This is a genomic window from Granulicatella sp. 572.rep1_STHE, from assembly GCF_001073445.1.
Lineage (GTDB): Bacteria > Bacillota > Bacilli > Lactobacillales > Aerococcaceae > Granulicatella > Granulicatella adiacens.
The window spans coordinates 61,047-79,109 of sequence record NZ_JVBO01000031.1; the positions used below are offsets into that span (position 1 = coordinate 61,047).

15 protein-coding genes and 1 other annotated feature are annotated in these 18,063 nt (G+C 36.3%); of the genes, 6 read left to right on the forward strand and 9 right to left on the reverse strand.

Translation table 11 applies throughout. The annotated features are described in order from the left end of the window. Positions 1–2: 2 nt before the first annotated feature. The 9 genes from ADH99_RS07575 to dnaA all read right to left on the reverse strand — a co-directional run bounded on the left by ADH99_RS07575 (position 3) and on the right by dnaA (position 13,463). Positions 3–1,139 (reverse strand): 5-methyltetrahydropteroyltriglutamate--homocysteine S-methyltransferase, encoded by a 1,137-nt coding sequence (locus tag ADH99_RS07575; protein WP_049554800.1) that lies wholly within the window; start codon positions 1,137–1,139, stop codon positions 3–5. 44 nt (positions 1,140–1,183) lie between these two features. Beyond that, positions 1,184–1,421 (reverse strand) — a binding site (T-box leader). A 161-nt stretch (positions 1,422–1,582) separates the two neighbouring features. Next, positions 1,583–3,226 carry a hypothetical protein gene (locus ADH99_RS07580; RefSeq protein WP_049554801.1) on the reverse strand — a complete coding sequence of 548 codons (1,644 nt, stop codon included), beginning with the start codon at positions 3,224–3,226 and terminating at the stop codon, positions 1,583–1,585. After that, positions 3,216–3,959, reverse strand: a complete 744-nt coding sequence (locus ADH99_RS07585; protein WP_049554802.1) for an ABC transporter ATP-binding protein — start codon at positions 3,957–3,959, stop codon at positions 3,216–3,218. The genes ADH99_RS07580 and ADH99_RS07585 overlap by 11 nt, the downstream gene beginning before the upstream one ends. A 491-nt stretch (positions 3,960–4,450) precedes the next feature. Then, entirely contained in the window at positions 4,451–7,030 is a 2,580-nt protein-coding gene (gene gyrA / locus ADH99_RS07590; RefSeq protein ID WP_049554803.1) for a DNA gyrase subunit A, read from the reverse strand. Positions 7,031–7,075: 45 nt separating this feature from the next. After that, positions 7,076–9,013 carry a DNA topoisomerase (ATP-hydrolyzing) subunit B gene (gene gyrB / locus ADH99_RS07595; protein ID WP_049554804.1) on the reverse strand — a complete coding sequence of 646 codons (1,938 nt, stop codon included), beginning with the start codon at positions 9,011–9,013 and terminating at the stop codon, positions 7,076–7,078. Positions 9,014–9,016: 3 nt separating this feature from the next. After that, the gene (recF, locus tag ADH99_RS07600) at positions 9,017–10,144 is read right to left on the reverse strand and encodes a DNA replication/repair protein RecF (protein ID WP_049554805.1); all 1,128 of its coding nucleotides are present in this window, start codon (positions 10,142–10,144) and stop codon (positions 9,017–9,019) included. Continuing rightward, positions 10,141–10,395, reverse strand: coding sequence for a S4 domain-containing protein YaaA (gene yaaA, locus ADH99_RS07605; RefSeq protein WP_005608200.1), 255 nt, complete (start codon positions 10,393–10,395; stop codon positions 10,141–10,143). The genes recF and yaaA overlap by 4 nt, the downstream gene beginning before the upstream one ends. A 366-nt stretch (positions 10,396–10,761) precedes the next feature. Continuing rightward, positions 10,762–11,919 (reverse strand): DNA polymerase III subunit beta, encoded by a 1,158-nt coding sequence (dnaN, locus tag ADH99_RS07610; protein WP_048783672.1) that lies wholly within the window; start codon positions 11,917–11,919, stop codon positions 10,762–10,764. A gap of 173 nt (positions 11,920–12,092) precedes the next feature. After that, the gene (gene dnaA, locus ADH99_RS07615; RefSeq protein WP_049554806.1) at positions 12,093–13,463 is read right to left on the reverse strand and encodes a chromosomal replication initiator protein DnaA; all 1,371 of its coding nucleotides are present in this window, start codon (positions 13,461–13,463) and stop codon (positions 12,093–12,095) included. 531 nt (positions 13,464–13,994) lie between these two features. Here dnaA and rpmH point away from each other — a divergent pair. From rpmH to ADH99_RS07645, 6 genes are all read left to right on the forward strand, one after another. Then, positions 13,995–14,129: a 50S ribosomal protein L34 gene (gene rpmH, locus ADH99_RS07620; RefSeq protein ID WP_005608206.1), complete on the forward strand. Its 135-nt coding sequence runs from the start codon at positions 13,995–13,997 to the stop codon at positions 14,127–14,129. 67 nt (positions 14,130–14,196) lie between these two features. Continuing rightward, on the forward strand, positions 14,197–14,541 hold the full coding sequence (rnpA, locus tag ADH99_RS07625; RefSeq protein ID WP_005608208.1) for a ribonuclease P protein component: 345 nt from the start codon (positions 14,197–14,199) through the stop codon (positions 14,539–14,541). A 60-nt stretch (positions 14,542–14,601) separates the two neighbouring features. Next, positions 14,602–15,414 carry a membrane protein insertase YidC gene (gene yidC, locus ADH99_RS07630; protein ID WP_005608210.1) on the forward strand — a complete coding sequence of 271 codons (813 nt, stop codon included), beginning with the start codon at positions 14,602–14,604 and terminating at the stop codon, positions 15,412–15,414. 78 nt (positions 15,415–15,492) lie between these two features. Then, complete coding sequence (gene jag / locus ADH99_RS07635; RefSeq protein WP_049554807.1) at positions 15,493–16,269, forward strand: RNA-binding cell elongation regulator Jag/EloR; 777 nt, start codon at positions 15,493–15,495, stop codon at positions 16,267–16,269. A 312-nt stretch (positions 16,270–16,581) separates the two neighbouring features. Beyond that, a complete protein-coding gene (locus ADH99_RS07640; protein WP_049554808.1) occupies positions 16,582–17,442 on the forward strand; it encodes a helix-turn-helix domain-containing protein in 861 nt (286 codons plus the stop codon). A 2-nt stretch (positions 17,443–17,444) separates the two neighbouring features. Further along, positions 17,445–17,651: a hypothetical protein gene (locus ADH99_RS07645; RefSeq protein ID WP_005608216.1), complete on the forward strand. Its 207-nt coding sequence runs from the start codon at positions 17,445–17,447 to the stop codon at positions 17,649–17,651. Positions 17,652–18,063: the final 412 nt, after the last annotated feature.

The following is an 18,063-nucleotide window of genomic DNA, read 5'->3' on the forward strand; positions in this document are numbered from 1 at the left end:
GATTATTCTCCCCATACCTCACGAGCGATTTCGCTAATTAAGGCAATTTTCTTCCATTGATCGTCTTCAGTAAGGATGTTTCCTTCTTCTGTTGATGCAAATCCGCATTGTGTACTTAAGTATAAGTCTTCTAGTGGAACGTATTGGCTCGCTTCTTTAATACGAGCAATCACTTCATCTTTGTCTTCTAATTTTCCTGATTTAGAAGTGAGAAGTCCAAGAACGACTTTCTTACCATTGTTTACTTTCGCGAGTGGCTTGAAGTCGCCGGCACGGTCTGTATCGTATTCTAAGTAGTACGCATGTACGTTTTCATCTTCGAATAATGCGTCGCTTACTGAATCGTAACCACCTGAACTTGCCCAAGTTGAGTGGAAGTTTCCACGGCATACGTGAGTGTTTACTGTTAAATCTTCTGGTAAGTCTTCTAGGATTCCGTTATTTAATTCTAAGAATTCACGTTTGTGTTCTCTTCTTAACTCTTCAGGTGTTAAATGACTTTCTTTTGAGATGATGTTTAAGAAGTTATCATCTACGATAACACCCCATGTACAGTCATCGATTTGTAAGAGACGGCAACCTGCATCGTATAATTCTTTAATTACTTGTCTGTAAGCAGCAATGATATCTTTAAAGAGTTCTTCTTTTGAAGGGTATACTGAGAAAGTTTTCTCAATATGCTCTGCGTCACGAATCAATTCGAAGTAGAATTGCGCTGGAGCAGGGATTGTTTGTTTTACGATGAAATCTTCATCTTCAAATTGTTTTAAGAATTTGAAGTGTTCAACGAATGGGTGATTTTCACCAGTGATTTTTCCAACGACATCTGCTGAGTCTGGTTTTGTAATTTCATCGTGGAATTGATATCCGATTTTTGCTTGAGTGTGTTCTACTCCGTTTAATCCCCAGAAGAAATCTAAGTGCCAGTATTGGCGACGGAATTCGCCGTCAGTGAATCCTTTTAATCCAGCTTTCTTTTGTTGTTCGACTAACTTTTCGATGGCTTTATCTTCGACGGCTGTTAATTCCTCGCGTGTAATTTCTCCTTTTGCAAATTTTTCTTTTGCTTCTACTAATTCTTTTGGACGTAAGAAACTTCCTACGTGATCGACTCTAAATGGTGCTTGTAATTTTGACATTGGACATTCCTCCTATAAATAAAAAATCCTCACAGTATCGCTACTGCAAGGACGAAATTTCGTGTTACCACCTTGTTTTGTAGAATCCTCACGAATCCTACCTTACCGAGTACGCACACTGGGTGTTATACTCTACAGCTATAATGGGCTACCCATTTACGTCTAATGATTCGACGTAAAATCACTCCGAGGCCATCTTCAAAAATTCCATTTGATCTCTTCCCACCAACCGAGACTCTCTTAGCAAATTTTCTTTTCTACTCACCTGTTCTTTGTGATGTCTTATGAACATGTCCTTAGGATAACAGAGAACAAACCGCGCTGCAATAGGTTTTCTTATACCGTTTTTCTATCATTCGTTATAACTTGAAGTTATATATCTAAAATCCCTTTTATAATAGGTTATAAAAAAGACTTAGAGAAAATCTCTAAGTCTTAAATCATTATTCAGAATCAACTAATTCATGTAATTTTTTCTTATAGAAGAAGATTGCGAAAATCGATAAACCAAGAATCACCACAACATACGCAATCGTAATAAACCAAACGAAAGTACGATCCCATTCTGGTAATTTAGTTAATAGAAAAACTGCTCCAAAAATGAATCCGAAGAGAACCACTAAGAATATCATCGACTTAACGCCGCTACGAGAACGATTCAATAGTTCCACTACATTCGTCCAGCTTGGCGTAAAGAGTTTCAAGTCCTTTGCATATCCCCAACGACTTAGTCCAAGACTAATAATTCCCCAATATAAAATAATCCCTAAAATCATATAAATCGGGAAACGAAGAACCGTAAAAATAATAGTTAATAAAAGTACTGGTAACGCAGATTGAATAATAAACAAAATCCAGAATTTACGCTCTAAAAATTCATGCATATCGAATGGGAGAACTTTCAGATAATAATAGTTTTCCCGCTCGAGTGAAATCCCAACTGCTAATAAATTATTTCCTCCGGTATTAAAGAAAGCGATAAATGTCAAAAACATCGCAAAAGGTAAGAAAGTATTCAAATTAACAAACTCCATAATACTCATACCTTCTGGAATAGAAGACATATTCATCATTGTTGGTAGGAAGAATAGATAAGGTAATACACCTGCAGCAATAATCGTTTGAGTTAAAACAGACCCTTCTAATAATTGTCTTAAAGTGTATCGAAGAAAGAATCTAAATGATAACTTTCCTCCACTTAATTCCATTTTTTTAACTCTTTCCACTTTTACTTTATTAGTAGAGGTTTGAGAAACCGCATCGTAAAAATTAGGTAATACAATGAATTTAACGAGAGCTATAAGAATTAAGAATACAACAACAACTATTCCAATCAAAGGATACGAACTTAAATCCAATGGATTCAGAAGTACATCATAAAAAGCTTTAATAGGCGATAAATATACAGGAACTTCTCCTCTAAAAGTTTGAATTCCAGTATTGCGATTCATCAAAAATTGATAACCAATGACCGCACCAATCGAGACAATAAAAATTAATACATTGGCAATCACAGATTGATATTTTCTAAAAATTGGAATTTTTGCTAAAAAGAAGCATAGTATAAACATCAATAAATAGACGCTCGTACTTAGTAAGAGTGCGCCAAATAATCCAAGTGGAATCGTTAAGAAATAATTTCCTCCTGAAAAATAGACATGGATTCCAAAAAACATAAATATTGGGAGTAAGCCATATAATGAGGCTACTACAACAGATAAACTTTTTCCTAAAATCACTTCTGTTTCTGTAAATGCATATGGACGGTAAGATTCAAAATCTTTACTTTCATAAAATACATTATAGATTGACGGAAGTGCTTGAGAAATTAAAATCATCATAAACAAGAATATAGAACTTGCAAATTGGAGTGGAGAATAGGAACGTCCTGAAATCATTCCTACAAATCCAAAAAATCCCCCAAATATAACCGCAAACATCAATTGTTGAATCAACGTTCTCATCGCAACATTCACTGGTTTTGCCGGGTTCTTCGCTTGTTTCTTTCGATAATTTTGCAATTGTGCCGGTTGTGTCGCAAAGATTAAATTGGTCTTCACCAGCGTTAAAATTCGTTTAAACCGCATGTGAATCCACTCCTTCTTGTTTGCCGGCAATTGATAAGTAAATTTCTTCCAAAGTACTTTCTGGTTGTTGTCCTTTCAACTCTTGAATCGTACCATAGAAGAGTAGTTTTCCTTTTTTCAAAATCGCAATTTTATCGCAAAGTTGTTCTGCTACTTCGAGTACGTGAGTAGAGAAAAGAACAGTATTGCCTTTGTCGGCATGTTCGCGCATCAATTTCTTCAAGTCGTAAGAAGCTTGTGGGTCAAGACCCGTCATTGGTTCATCGAGTACCCAAATATCTGGATCCGAAAGTAGGGCACCAATGACAAATACTTTTTGACGCATCCCATGTGAGAAGGAATCAATCACTTCATAGCGATGTCCTTCAAAATCAAATAAATCTAATAAATAAGCAAGACGACTTTCTACTTCGTCTAGAGTCATGCCATAAGAAGAAGCGACTAATTCCCAGAATTCATTGGCTGTTAATCGTAGGAATAAGTCTGGGCTATCAGCTACATAGCCAATTTTTTCTTTAATCGCAAGTCGATTTGCTGAAAGTTCTTGTCCATCGACAAAAATTTCGCCACTTGTTGGATTGATGACACTTACTAGGGATTTAATGGTTGTTGATTTTCCTGCACCATTATGTCCAATCAGTCCGATGATTTTTCCACTTTCAATCGTTAAATTCAACCCATCTAAAGCGACTGTTTGTCCATATTTTTTTGAAACATTTTTAAATTCAATCATGCAAATTCCTCCTTATGCCCCTGTATATCCCTATTATATAACTAGAATCCGCATAAAAAAAGAGATTTTCTTGCCTTCAAAGAGAACTTTTTTGCTAAAAAGCTTTACATTCGATTACTACGAATCCTTACGGGTATCTTCATAATAGTGGTAATAGGGCACCGGTTCGAGCCTATGGTCTCTCACCTTTGGGAGTAAGACAGAAGAAAAAATCGGACTCACAGTGTGAGTCCGATTTTCTTCGTAGTCTTACCCCCGCAAGGCTGATTAGGATTAAGCAAATCATAAATGATGAAGCTTAATCCAATCAGCTACTGCGTCAAATTCTATAAGTTTTTTTAGTAAGGAATAACCTCCTAACTCCCTCTAAGTACAGTGGTTGAATGGTATGATTCTTCGTAATCTCAATGAGTGCTTTTGATACTCTTTTTAGCACCATAAAGAAAAAAAGAACACAAAAAGCCATCATTTGATGGCTTTTTGCTTACTTACTATTCATTTTCTTCATCGACTAATTGTTGCGCAAAGTCTTTCATATTGCCTTTGATGGCTTCATCTGAAAGGGATGCAGTTGGTGTTTCTGTTGCAGCTGTTTCAGCAGTTGCCTCAGTCACCTCTTCTGTTGTTTCTTCTTCGCGGTCTACAATCGCTAATGAACTTACAATCGCATCTTGATCGAGACGCATCATACGAACTCCAAGTGCGCCACGGCCTGTTTGAGACACGTCTTCAGCATGGAATCTGATGATAACCCCTTTATTCGTCATGATAAGTAAGTCTTCGTCTCCAGTTACCGTACGTAGACAGACTAGTGGTCCATTTTTCTCGGTAATACGAAGTGTACGAACCCCTTTACCGCCACGGCCTTTCAATGCGTATTCGCTAGCAGCTGTGCGTTTTCCGTATCCTTTTTCACTCACAACTAATACTTCATTATCAGGAGTTAAAATATCCATTCCAATCACATAGTCACCCTCACGTAGAGAAACCCCACGAACACCTGAAGCGGTACGACCCATCGCACGAACTTTATCTTCATGGAAGCTTACAGCATTACCGTGATACGTTCCGAGGATAATTCCATCATTTCCGCTTGTGACTACTACACGGATCAGTTCATCATCTTCGCGTAATTGGATGGCACGTAGACCATTTGTACGAATATTCTTGAATTCTGATAGACGGACACGTTTGACTGTTCCACGTAATGTTGTGAAGAACAAGTAACGTTCTGATTCATCTGATTCAGGAACACTGATAATCGCTTGGATTTTCTCAGCTGAATCAATGTTTAATAAGTTGATGACTGGTAATCCTTTTGCTGTACGGCTATATTCAGGAATTTCATACCCTTTTGCTTGGTACACTTTCCCTGTATTCGTAAAGAAGAGGAGTGAATCGTGTGTTGAACATGAAATCATGTTTTCCACGTAGTCATCATCATGGACGCTCATTCCTTGAACCCCACGTCCTCCACGGCGTTGTGCCTTGAATTCAGTGTTGGCAAGACGTTTGATATATCCATTCTTCGTTAATGTAATCACGACATCTTCTTGTTCGATTAAATCTTCATCTTCAAGGCTTAACGCTTCTCCGACTAATAATTCTGTACGACGAGGATTGTCGAAACGTTGTTGGATTTCAAGTAATTCTTGTTCGATGATTTCGTAACGAAGTTCTTCGCTCGCTAATACTTTTTCTAAGTATTGGATAGTTGCTTGTAATTCGTTGTATTCTGCATCGATTTTCTCGCGTTCTAATCCTGTTAAACGAACCATACGCATATCAAGGATTGCTTGTGCTTGTTTATCGCTTAAGCCGTATTCATTCATGAAGCGGTCTTTAGCGATATCTCCACTAGCTGAACTTCTTAAGATGGCCACAATCGCATCGATATGGTCTAAAGCGATTTGTAACCCTTCTAAAATATGAGCGCGGTCTTCCGCTTTTTTCTTATCGAATAAGCTACGACGACGAACGACTTCTTCTTGGTGATCTAAGTAGTGGCGTAAAATTTCTTTTAAGCTCAATACTTTTGGCTCTTGATTCACAATCGCAAGCATATTGAATCCGAAGTTGGATTGTAATGGTGTTAATTTGTATAAATTATTTAATACAACAGATGCTGAAACATCACGACGCACTTCGATTACAACACGCATACCCACACGGTCAGATTCATCGTTTAAGTAAGTGATTCCTTCGATTTTCTTCTCGTGGTGTAATTGTGCGATACGTTCTACTAAACGCGCTTTATTTACCATATATGGTAATTCAGTGATGATGATGCGTTCTTTTCCGTTTTTCAATTCTTCAATTTGTACGCGTCCACGAACCGTAATCGATCCGCGTCCTGTTTCGTATGCACGACGAATTCCAGATTTTCCTAAGACAATTCCTCCAGTTGGGAAGTCAGGTCCAGGGAGAGCTTCCATTAATTCAGTAGTGCTTACATCAGGGTTCTTCATTAATAAGTGAAGAGCCGAGATGACTTCCGCCAAGTTATGTGGTGGAATATTTGTTGCCATCCCAACCGCAATCCCTGTTGCACCGTTTACTAATAAGTTTGGAATACGTGCTGGTAATACTTCCGGTTCATGTTCTGTTGAATCGTAGTTATCACGGAAATTAATCGTATCTTTGTTAATATCGCGAAGCATTTCAAGAGCAATTTTACTCATACGAGCCTCTGTATAACGCATCGCAGCAGCTCCGTCCCCATCGACAGAACCAAAGTTACCGTGACCATCGATTAATGGATAACGGTATGAGAAATCTTGTGCCATACGAACCATGGCATCGTAAATTGCAGAGTCACCGTGTGGGTGATATTTACCCATTACGTCCCCGACAATACGCGCAGATTTTTTATGCGGTTTGTCCGGTGTTACTCCAAGTTCACTCATTCCATATAAAATACGACGGTGTACTGGTTTTAATCCATCGCGCACATCTGGTAGGGCACGCGATACAATAACACTCATCGAATACTCTAGAAATGATTTACGCATCGTTTGTACTAAATCAGTTGATTCAAAAGTTTCTTCAAAGTGTTTCACTTCTTCAGACATAATTCGTCTCCTTTTCTATTCTTCTCTTCAAATTCGTTTACTAAATTAGATATCTAAATCTTCCATATTGATGTATTTCGCATTGCTTTCAATGAATTCACGACGTGGTTCTACACGATCGCCCATCAAGATATCTAAAATTTGATCCGCTTCTGCAGCATCTTCCACAGATACTTGTAACATTGAACGGTTTTCAGGGTTCATGGTTGTTTCCCATAATTGTTCCGCATCCATTTCCCCAAGACCTTTGTATCGTGATAATTGTGGTTTTGGATGTGCTGGTAATTCTTTTAGTTTCGCTTCTAACTCTTCATCATTTTGAATATAGTACTCATTTTTCCCTTGTTTCAATTTGTAAAGAGGTGGTTGCGCGATGTAAATATATCCAGCTTCCACTGCAGGGCGCATATAACGATAGAAAAGAGTAATGAGCAATGTACGAATGTGACTTCCATCGACATCGGCATCGGTCATGATGACTAATTTTTGGTAACGAGCTTTCGATAAATCAAAATCTCCACCAAAACCAGTTCCCATCGCTGTAAAGAGCGAACGAATTTCTTCGTTGGCTAAAATTTTATCGAGTGTTGCTTTTTCAACGTTCAAAATTTTCCCGCGGATTGGTAAAATCGCTTGGAAATGACGTGAACGTCCTTGTTTTGCTGAACCACCCGCAGAGTCCCCTTCGACGATGAATAATTCAGAAATCGTTGGGTCATTACTTGAGCAGTCTGCTAATTTACCTGGTAAGTTTGAAATTTCTAAACCAGATTTCTTACGAGTCACTTCACGCGCACGTTTTGCAGCAAGACGTGCTTTCGACGCTAAAATCCCTTTTTCGACAATCTTACGTGCCACTTGAGGATTTTCCATTAAGAATTTATCGAAGTGTGTGGAGAACAGACGGTCTGTAATCGTACGAGCTTCAGAGTTTCCTAATTTCGTTTTTGTTTGTCCTTCAAACTGTGGATCAGGATGTTTGATAGAAACAACGGCTGTTAACCCTTCACGGACATCTTCACCACTTAGTTTTTCTTCGTTTTCTTTCATCAATTTTTGACGACGCGCGTAATCATTAATCACACGCGTTAAGGCTGTCTTCATCCCTGATTCGTGAGTCCCACCTTCATAAGTGTGGATATTATTCGTAAAGCTGAGAAGATTTGTATGGTATCCAGAAGTGTATTGCATTGCTACTTCTACTTGAATGCCATCTTGTTCTCCTTCTACATAAATTGGCTCTTCGAATAACACTTGTTTTGATTTATTTAAGTGTTCGACATAACTCTTAATCCCGCCTTCATAGCAGAATGATTTTCTCACTGGCTCTTCTGGTCGGAAATCCGTAATCGTTAATTTTAATCCTTTGTTCAAGAACGCTAATTCACGCACACGGTTGGCTAATTTATCAAATTCAAAGACTGTTGTTTCTTGGAAAATTTCAGGGTCTGGTACAAAGTATACGCTCGTCCCATGTTTATCAGTTGTCCCAATGATTTTTAAGTCTTCTAAAACGGCACCACGTTTATAAGATTGCTCATAAATATTGCCATCTTTAAATACTTGAACGGTTAAGTCTGTTGAAAGAGCATTAACAACAGAAGCCCCAACCCCGTGAAGACCCCCAGAAACTTTATAGCCTCCGCCACCGAATTTACCACCGGCGTGAAGCACTGTAAATACTGTTTCTACGGCAGGACGACCTGTTTTTTCTTGAATATCCACCGGAATCCCACGTCCATCATCGGTGACGCGAATGTGGTTTTCTTTAGTGATTTCGATTTCAATATGTGTCGCAAACCCAGCCAACGCTTCGTCGATTGAGTTATCCACGATTTCCCAAACAAGGTGGTGAAGTCCCGCACTACTTGTTGAACCAATATACATCCCAGGACGTTTACGAACAGCTTCGAGTCCTTCTAATACTTGAATCTGACTGGCATCATATTGCGCAGCTAATTCAGCTTTGTTTTCTTCTGTCATATGCTAATTCTCACTCTCCGTTTTTAAAATAGTTCCTTTTTCAATCGGTATTACGACCGGTTCATTAATAAATTGTTGCTTAATCCCATCCAGGCTCGTTGTGGTAATAAAGGTTTGCACCTTATTTTCAATCGCTTTAATCAGATGAGTTTGTCTGTCATCATCGAGCTCGGAAAGTACATCATCTAATAATAGAAGAGGATACTCGCCTGTCGATAATTTCATCAATTCGATTTCCGCAAGCTTCAAACTCAGAACGGTCGAACGTTGCTGTCCTTGCGAACCATACGTTTGAACTGGAACCTCATTCAAATAAAAAATCAAATCGTCACGGTGCGGTCCAATCAGCGTTGTGGCTTGATCCGCCTCACGAGTTTGATTCTTCTTGAATTGATCGATATAAATTTCTTTCATTTGCGAAGCTGTTAATCCATCCTCCAAAGGAATCGTTGCTTGATACGACACCGAGAATTTCTCACGACCAAGCGATAACTGGTCATGAATCGGAATGGCTAAAGCCTCCAATTGCTTCATAAAATCGAGACGATGAAAGACGATTTTACTAGCTAACTCGCTTAACATCTCGCTTAAAACCTCTAAGTATTCGTCAGGCTGCTTTTTCTTAATCGCTAGCTGCTTCAAATACGTATTGCGTTGTTTTAAGACGCGATTATATTCCACTAAATCATAAAGGTAGAGGGAACTCATTTGTCCAAGTTCCATATCCACAAATTTACGTCTGTTTTGCGGAGACCCTTTGACAAGCGTGAGGTTCTCAGGGGCAAATAAAATAACATTTAAGTTTCCAAGGTAGGAACTCAGTCGTTTTTGCTCCAAATAATTCACCTTTGCAATTTTTCCTTTTTTAGAAAATTGCAATTCTAAATTCGTCTTTGTCGCTGTTTTTTCAACAGTCCCTTTAATCGTCGCAAAGTCTTTTTTCCATCCAATCAGTTCTTTGTCGTTTGTGGTGCGGTGGCTCTTTGTCATCGCCAAGGCATAAATCGACTCCATCAGGTTGGTTTTACCCTGTGCATTTTCACCAATAAAAACATGCACACCGTCTGTAAACTCTAATTGGACAGATTCATAATTACGAAAGTTTTGTAATTGTAAATTAGTCAGCTTCATGCGTCATGTGTGTTCAAATCATTTTCATCCGATTTCATTTCTTTCACAATAAAAATACCTTCATCAGGTATTTCGACACGTGTATTCGGATATAATTTTCTACCACGTCGATTTTCTAACTCTCCATCTACAAAAACTGTATATTCTTGCAGGTACCATTTTGCTTGCCCGCCCGTTGTAATGACGTCAATATGTTTTAAAAATTGCCCTAATGTAATGTACTCATCAGAGATCGATACGATAGTTGTCATGAACTTCCTCTTTTCTAATGGATATTGGTGAGAACTCCATTAAACTCATGCATGCTCACATATTTTTAAGTAGAATAACTCTACATTATTATACATTTTTTACAAGCTTTTCGCAAAGAAATTGCAAATTTTAGGGGGTTATTTCAATTTTGAGGCAAAAACATCAAAAAAGCCTAAAAAAACAAAAAACAAAATTTACTAGGATTTTTTCAAAAATTGAAAGTTTTGGGCCAAAAATCACCCCAAAATCGTGCTGCCCGAAATTCACTTATAAGTGAATTTCGGGCAAATGCAAAAATAAGATTAAAAATAAAAAAACTCGAGCCTTCAAAACGAAAGCTCGAGTGAAAGTTTGATAACTTACGATTACCCGTTGAATGTACGAACAGGTGTCACTAATTGAATGAAGCTATGTGGAATACCAGAGTGGTCTTCTTTTAGTTTCAATGTGAATGGACGGTTTGCTTCTAAGAAGTTGATGACAGCTTCTGAAGAACCGAATAATTTCAACGCTTCTTTTAAGTAGTCAGGGTTGAATGAAATTTCAAGTGGAGCTCCTTCGAAGTTTTCCACAGCGATTTCTTCTTCAACCGTACCCACTTCAGGAGATTTACCTGTTAATAGAATGCGTTCCGGAGAAAGTGTTAATGTCGCAATATTGTTTTTATCCGTATGTGACATTAATGAAGCACGTTCTACGGCTGCTACAAGTTCGCTCGCAACCACTGTAATAGAAGTGTTCGCTCCGTCGTTAATTAAACGGTCTGTATCAGGGTACATTCCTTCTAATAGACGAGAGTAGAAGGATAATGTTTCTGTTTGGAACAAGATTTGATTATCTGTAATCGCAAAATCGATTGTTTCTAATCCGTCGATGATACGAGATAATTCTAACAATGTTTTACCAGGTAAAGTCATTTCAAAAGTCAATGCATCACTTCCAGCTGGCATTTGTAGTGGAATGATACGTTGGCTTAAACGGTGAGAGTCAGTTGCAACTGCTTTTAATTGGTTGTCTTTAATCACCATATGAATCCCTGTTAAGATTGGACGAGATTCTGCAGTTGAAACGGCAACCGCTGTTTGTACAATCACTTGTCTAAATAATGGTACAGGAATGGTAATCACATGATTTTTTTCGATTTCTGGTAATTGTGGATAATCCACTGCTGATAATCCATTTAATGTAAATGATGCATTACCTGCTGTAATCGTTGCTTGTAATTGATCGTTTGTTTCAAGTGTAAATACATTTAAAGGTAATTTTTTAACGATTTCTCCAAAGAAACGAGCAGGGAGAACGATGCTACCTGGTTCTTGGACTGTTAATTGTAGTTCTTCGTCTTCGATAGGTAAGAATACTTCGATAGAAACTTCTGAATCACTACCTGTTAATGTTAAACCTTCTTCACTTGCAACTAATTTAATCCCAGTTAAAATCGGAATCGTTGTTTTTGATGGAATCGCACGTTGAACATCGACTAGGTTTTTTAAAAATCCTTGTCTGTTTACTGAAAATTTCATAACTTCCTCCTTTTGGATGTCCTTTTATATTTAATTTATTTATTAAAAAAATAGTAATAGTAGTAGGGGCTGTGTATTTTGTGGAAAAGTAAAGAATCCCTACAGCTCTTTCATTTTTGATTGTGGATAACTATTGTGGATAAACAGCTTGAATTTTTTGAGTTATCCACTGACTACTGATGAAGCAATCCTTTAATTTCATTAATGACTTGAGTCGTTTCACTATTTTCTTTTACTTCTAAGCTGATTTTTTCATAAGCATGAAGAACGGTTGAATGGTCTCTACCAAAGTCAGATCCAATTTTTTGTAAAGAACTTCCTGTTAATTCACGTGAAAGATACATGGCGATTTGACGAGGTTGAACCATTGTTTTCGTTCTCTTTTTCCCTTTAATATCTTCAACAGTAATATTGTAATATTTGGCAACAGCACTTTGAATATCATGAATCGATAGTAATTTCTCTTTACCACCTGGTAGGAGATTTTTCAAAGCTTCTGCGGCTAAATCTGTTGAAATATCTTCGCCAACCATCACGGAATAGGCTTGAAGACGCATTAGAGCTCCTTCCAACTCACGTACGTTTGATTGAATATGTCCTGCCACATAGCTCAGTACATCGATTGGAATATTAAAACCAAGGGATTGTGCTTTATTTTGTAAAATCGCAATCCGAGTTTCTAAGTCTGGTGGAGTAATATCCACAGGAAGACCAGAAACGAAACGAGAAACAAGTCTTTCTTGAAGAGCTTTAATTTCTGTTGGTTGTCGGTCACTAGTAAGTACGATTTGTTTTTGGTTATTGAATAAAGCATTAAAAGTATGGAAGAATTCCTCTTGTGTTGCTTCTTTTGCAGCTAAAAATTGAATATCATCGACTAGTAAAATATCCACATTGCGATAACGATTGCGGAATTCTTGTGGTGTCTTTGATCCAATGGAAGCAATCATTTCATTCATAAACTCTTCACTGGTTACATATTTAACACGTGCTGTTGGATGATTCTTCTTATAATCATTCCCAATCGCTTGCATTAAATGGGTTTTTCCAAGACCTACACCCCCATAGAAAAAGAGTGGGTTATAAGCCGTTCCAGGGTTTTCCGCTACATACCGAGCGGCAGCCGTAGCCATTTGGTTCCCTTTCCCGATAATGAATGTATCAAAAGTGTATTTTGGATTTAAATGAGAATCCTCTTCAATCGCAGTTGGAGAAGGATGACTTAATCCAGTCGTTTGTGTTTCTTCTATATTACTGTTGTTTGATTGAAAAGAAGAAATCGTTGGTTCGAAATCAGACTCTGGTGTAATAAATCTAGGTTCAAATGATTGTCTGAAATAGTCGTACCCAAATTCAATAATGTCTCTTAATAAATTATCTTGCCAATATCTGGCAAATGTTTGAGAAGGGACTTTAATATAAAGAATATTTTTCTCGATACGAACAGGTTCAGCGGGTTTTATCCAATGGTTGAATGTAAACTCGGAATTTGTTTTTTCAAATTGTTCTAATAATATATCCCAAAAATCTTGAATGGAATTCATAAATGCACCTCCTTATAGTTCTAAAGATTCTAATCCAGTTAACAGTTTACCATCTTTCAATAGAGTTTTCCACAATTGGATGGAGAAAACCACAATAAATCAAAGTTTTTAATAAAATTATCCACAAAAATGTGGATAATCGATAAGATTAATAGAAAATAAACAGAGTTATACACAGAAAATTTAAAGTTATTCACATTCATTTTTATTGATTTAAAGAGATTTTAACAACTTATCCACCAGTTGTGGATAGATTTATACAAACAGAGTGTTATTTTGTGGATAAGTTGTTGAAAACTAGTGGATGAAGAGTTGTTTTAAAAAAAGATTTCCACTATGATTGTTGATAACTAAAAAAATCGATACAAAAATACAGTTATTTGTAGAAATTTTTAGAGAGATTATGGTATGATACTTCAGTAATTTAGCGATTAGATAGTTTATATTGACAATTCAATATTTTATATTTATAATGTACTAGACTGTCTAGGGAGACTAGATATTTCATTTACAGTAGGAGGTGCACATCGAATGAAAAGAACATATCAACCAAGCAAACGTAAACGTCAAAAAGTTCACGGATTCCGTAAACGCATGAGTACAAAAAATGGCCGTAGAGTATTAGCAAGCAGACGCCGTAAAGGTAGAAAAGTTTTAGCAGCTTAGATCACTGAACGTCTCAGTGGTCTTTTTTTTTAAAAAACATTTCGAGTGACTGGAGATATTCAAGTAGATGAAAAAATCGTATCGAGTGAAGAAAGATCGTGAATTTCAGCAGGTATTCCATAAAGGAAAATCTACAGCTAATCGACAATTTGTTATTTATAAGCTAAATAAGGAAGCACAAGCTCATTTTCGTGTGGGAATTTCAGTAAGTAAAAAGCTAGGAAATGCAGTGACAAGAAATCGTCTAAAAAGACGAATCCGTCACATTCTTATGGAACTAGATGATCAAATAACTCAAAATGCAGATTTTATCGTCATTGCTCGATCTCCCATCGTACAAATGTCTTATCAAGAAATGAAAAGCAGTATGATGCATGTTTTAAAATTAGCTACATTATTACCTAAAAATTAAGATTTCTATTATAAGTAGGAATCATCGAAAATTAAATATTCTAAAAGGTGGGACTTTTCAGTGAAGAAAAAAAGCCAATTGATTTTATCATTAGCAGTTTTAACTTTATTTTTAGCGGCCTGTGGAACTTCTCCTGTTACGGAGTCTAGTACAGGTTTTTGGGATCGAATTGTTCTCTATAATTTATCTCAGTTTATTATTTGGTTATCTGATTTATTTGGAGGAAGCTATGGTTTAGGAATTATCTTCTTTACAATTATTACTCGTTTAATTATGGTTCCTTTAATGCACTTCCAATACCAAAGCACGCGTAAACAAGCAATTCTTCAACCAGAGATTAAAGCTTTACGTGAAAAATACTCTGCTAGAGACCGTGCAACGCAAGAAATGCTTCAAGCAGAAATGAATGCTTTATACGAACGTGAAGGAATCAATCAATACGCTGGTTGCTTACCATTATTAATTCAATTGCCAGTAATGATGGCCTTGTATCAAGCAATTAGTCGTACAGAAGTATTAAAAACTGGACACTTCTTATGGTTCCAATTAGACCAACCAGATCCATACTTCATCTTACCGGTATTAGCCGCTGTGACAACATTCATTACAACTTGGTTATCTATGAAGATGCAAGATACTGGTGGAGCTGGTAAAGCAATGATGTATTTTATGCCAGTAATGATTTTATTTATGTCTCTTGGTTTAGCAAGTGCGTTATCACTATACTGGGTAGTCGGAAACGTATTTATGGTAGGTCAAACCTTACTATTAAATAATCCATTCAAATTCCAAGAAGAGCAAAAAGCGATTATCGCTGAGAAAAAACGTCGTCAAAAGGCGCTTGAAAAAGCGAAGAGAAGACACGGAAAATAATTCTTATATAGAAGTCTTGTTGAAATGTCTCAATCATGAGATAATAACAATGATTTTTAAAGATTAGGAGAGTTTACGATGACAAATACTATTAAAGAAACAGATACTTCAGTAGAAAAAGCAATTCAAAAAGGATTACGTCAATTAGGATTAACCAAAGAAGAAGTAGTTGTTGAAGTGTTATCTGAAGGTAAAAAAGGATTGTTTGGCTTTGGCCAAAAAGATGCAATAGTTGCTTTAACTCCAGTTGTTAAAGAAGAAGTTGTGGAAGAAGTTTCTACACCAGTAGTAGAAGAAACGGTTGAAGAAGTAGTAGCAGCTGAAGATGAATCTTTCGAGGAAGAATTCGAAGACGAAGAAGATGTTGAAGGTTCTGAAAATGAAGAAACAACCGTAGATCGTTTAGAAGAAGCAGCTCATGTAACCAAAGCATATTTAGAAGGAATTGCGAAAACTTATGGTGCAGAAGCAACTGTAGCAGTTGAAGTGCGCCGTGATCGTATGACATTTGTATTCGATACAGACAAACAAGGGCTATTAATTGGTAAACATGGTAAAATTTTAAATGCGTTACAAGTATTAGCACAAGTTTCTGTCCATCGTTTTGTTAAAGGAAGAATTTCTGTTCAAGTAGATGTTGGTGATTACCGTGCTCGTCGTAGTGAAACACTACAACAAATTGCCGAAAGAACAGCTCGTAAAGTATTAAAAACGAAACAACCTGTTTACTTAGAACCACTACCAGCATATGAAAGAAAACAAATTCATGCTGCATTAAGTAAAAATAAACGTATTTCAACACATTCCGAAGGAAAAGAACCTCATCGTTACCTAGTTGTTGAAATCGCTGAATAGAAAATGATGAAAGCTTATGACCGTTTCAGTCATAAGCTTTTTTTTCATAATTAATGAAAGATAATAAAAGACATTTCAGAAAATGTTGCTATAACAATATTTTTATGAATGGATAGGTAATATAAATCATTAGGACGAAACAAATAAAGTATAAAAAAACTTTCATAAATAGAACTATTTCAATCATAAAAAAAGAATTATTCCTATAAATGTCCACTAAATCTAAGTTTTTCTTTTGGAGAAATTAGAAAATAAAGGTATAATAAAAATGAATATAGGGAGCATATATTTAATAAAAGATGAGGAGATATTATGGACATTCAAATTTTTGTGAATCGACGAAAAGAATTAGGTTTATCTCAAATTGAATTGAGTGAGGGTATTTGTACACAAGCAACATTAAGTCGATTCGAAAATCACGGTCAAATCCCATCCATGAAGATATTGACCTTACTTTGTAAAAAACTACATATGGACGTAGGGGAGTTATTTCCATCTGTAGCGATTAAAGATTCAGTTATAAACAAAAAGCTGGATAAAATCGAATTTCATATTGTGAATATGGAATATGAAGAAGCTGAAGAATTAATTCATAGTATAAATGCGGCTCATTTAACCACGCAGCAACTATGGAGATATTTATACTTAAAAGGTTTCACTCAAACCTTATTAGAAAAGGAAAGTACAGATAGCTTTTTCTACTTCAATCAATTGTTAGCAGATCATTCTGATGTGGATAATAAATATATTTTCTTAGCGTATACGGGAATCGGACTTATTTATATGAATCAGGGAGACTATGATAAGGCCGAATACTTCTTTGAAAAAGCCATCCACCAAATCGATAATCTTACAATTGAATCCATTGAAGATGTATGTCGTGTGTTAACAGTTCTATATTATGGTGGGACTTTCTATGCAAAAATTAAAGAATATGATACTAGCGATGTCTTACTCCGACGCGGAATTACAATCTGTAGTGAAAATCATGTTACATACTATTTAGCTCGTATCAAATATTTGCAAGCAGAGAACGCTTATGTGAATGACGCCTCAAGTGAAGAAGTAAAAGAATTGATGAGAGACGCCGCAGCATTTGCCAGAGTGAATAAAAATACGGTATTATTAGAAAAAATAAAAGTATTTAAAGAACTTGTGGCGAAAGGAGAATAGGAATGTCTATTCGTCAAAAAAGAGATGATTTATTCAAAAAAGAAAAATTAGAAGTTCCAGAAGAAATTAAAGAGGAATTTCAAAATGATGAGTATGATTTAGATAGTTTTGGAGATGCATTTGTAATGATGCCAAAATTTGAAGAAGATAAGCGTCAGAAAAATCTAGAAAAAAACATTAAAAAAGAATGGCTAGAGGATTTTGAATAAATCGCTTTTGACCTGCTAAGTGAGATTAGAGACCTTGTTCTTCAAGGTCTTTTTTATTTCAAAAAAGTAGAAATAATTCCTTTTCAGAAACTTATTCATTTAGAAAGAATTTTTTAATGAAAACAGTAGCATTTTAGTTGAAATCACAAACTAGTTATGATAAATTAATATCACTGTTAAGCGAACGTTCGCTTTTAAAACCGTTTCAAAATCTTCCAAAAAGATGGATGAAATCTGTTGACAGTAAAAATGTCCTATGATAGTATATAGGAGTTGTTGAAAAACAACGATTGACCTTTGAAAACTGAACAAAGAAGACGAACCAAATGTGTAGGGACTTCATTATTTTTAATGAAGAAACAACAATTTCTTATCTCTTAAAGAGATACAATAAGTCAGTAATTAAAATGAG

What these genes read in the sequence shown, in the direction of transcription:
- ADH99_RS07575 (WP_049554800.1), bottom strand. Translation starts at nt 1,139, where the DNA reads ATGTCAAAATTACAAGCACCATTTAGAGTCGATCACGTAGGAAGTTTC.
- ADH99_RS07580 (WP_049554801.1), bottom strand. Translation starts at nt 3,226, where the DNA reads ATGCGGTTTAAACGAATTTTAACGCTGGTGAAGACCAATTTAATCTTT.
- ADH99_RS07585 (WP_049554802.1), bottom strand. Translation starts at nt 3,959, where the DNA reads ATGATTGAATTTAAAAATGTTTCAAAAAAATATGGACAAACAGTCGCT.
- gyrA (WP_049554803.1), bottom strand. Translation starts at nt 7,030, where the DNA reads ATGTCTGAAGAAGTGAAACACTTTGAAGAAACTTTTGAATCAACTGAT.
- gyrB (WP_049554804.1), bottom strand. Translation starts at nt 9,013, where the DNA reads ATGACAGAAGAAAACAAAGCTGAATTAGCTGCGCAATATGATGCCAGT.
- recF (WP_049554805.1), bottom strand. Translation starts at nt 10,144, where the DNA reads ATGAAGCTGACTAATTTACAATTACAAAACTTTCGTAATTATGAATCT.
- yaaA (WP_005608200.1), bottom strand. Translation starts at nt 10,395, where the DNA reads ATGACAACTATCGTATCGATCTCTGATGAGTACATTACATTAGGGCAA.
- dnaN (WP_048783672.1), bottom strand. Translation starts at nt 11,919, where the DNA reads ATGAAATTTTCAGTAAACAGACAAGGATTTTTAAAAAACCTAGTCGAT.
- dnaA (WP_049554806.1), bottom strand. Translation starts at nt 13,463, where the DNA reads ATGAATTCCATTCAAGATTTTTGGGATATATTATTAGAACAATTTGAA.
- rpmH (WP_005608206.1), top strand. Translation starts at nt 13,995, where the DNA reads ATGAAAAGAACATATCAACCAAGCAAACGTAAACGTCAAAAAGTTCAC.
- rnpA (WP_005608208.1), top strand. Translation starts at nt 14,197, where the DNA reads ATGAAAAAATCGTATCGAGTGAAGAAAGATCGTGAATTTCAGCAGGTA.
- jag (WP_049554807.1), top strand. Translation starts at nt 15,493, where the DNA reads ATGACAAATACTATTAAAGAAACAGATACTTCAGTAGAAAAAGCAATT.
- ADH99_RS07640 (WP_049554808.1), top strand. Translation starts at nt 16,582, where the DNA reads ATGGACATTCAAATTTTTGTGAATCGACGAAAAGAATTAGGTTTATCT.
- ADH99_RS07645 (WP_005608216.1), top strand. Translation starts at nt 17,445, where the DNA reads ATGTCTATTCGTCAAAAAAGAGATGATTTATTCAAAAAAGAAAAATTA.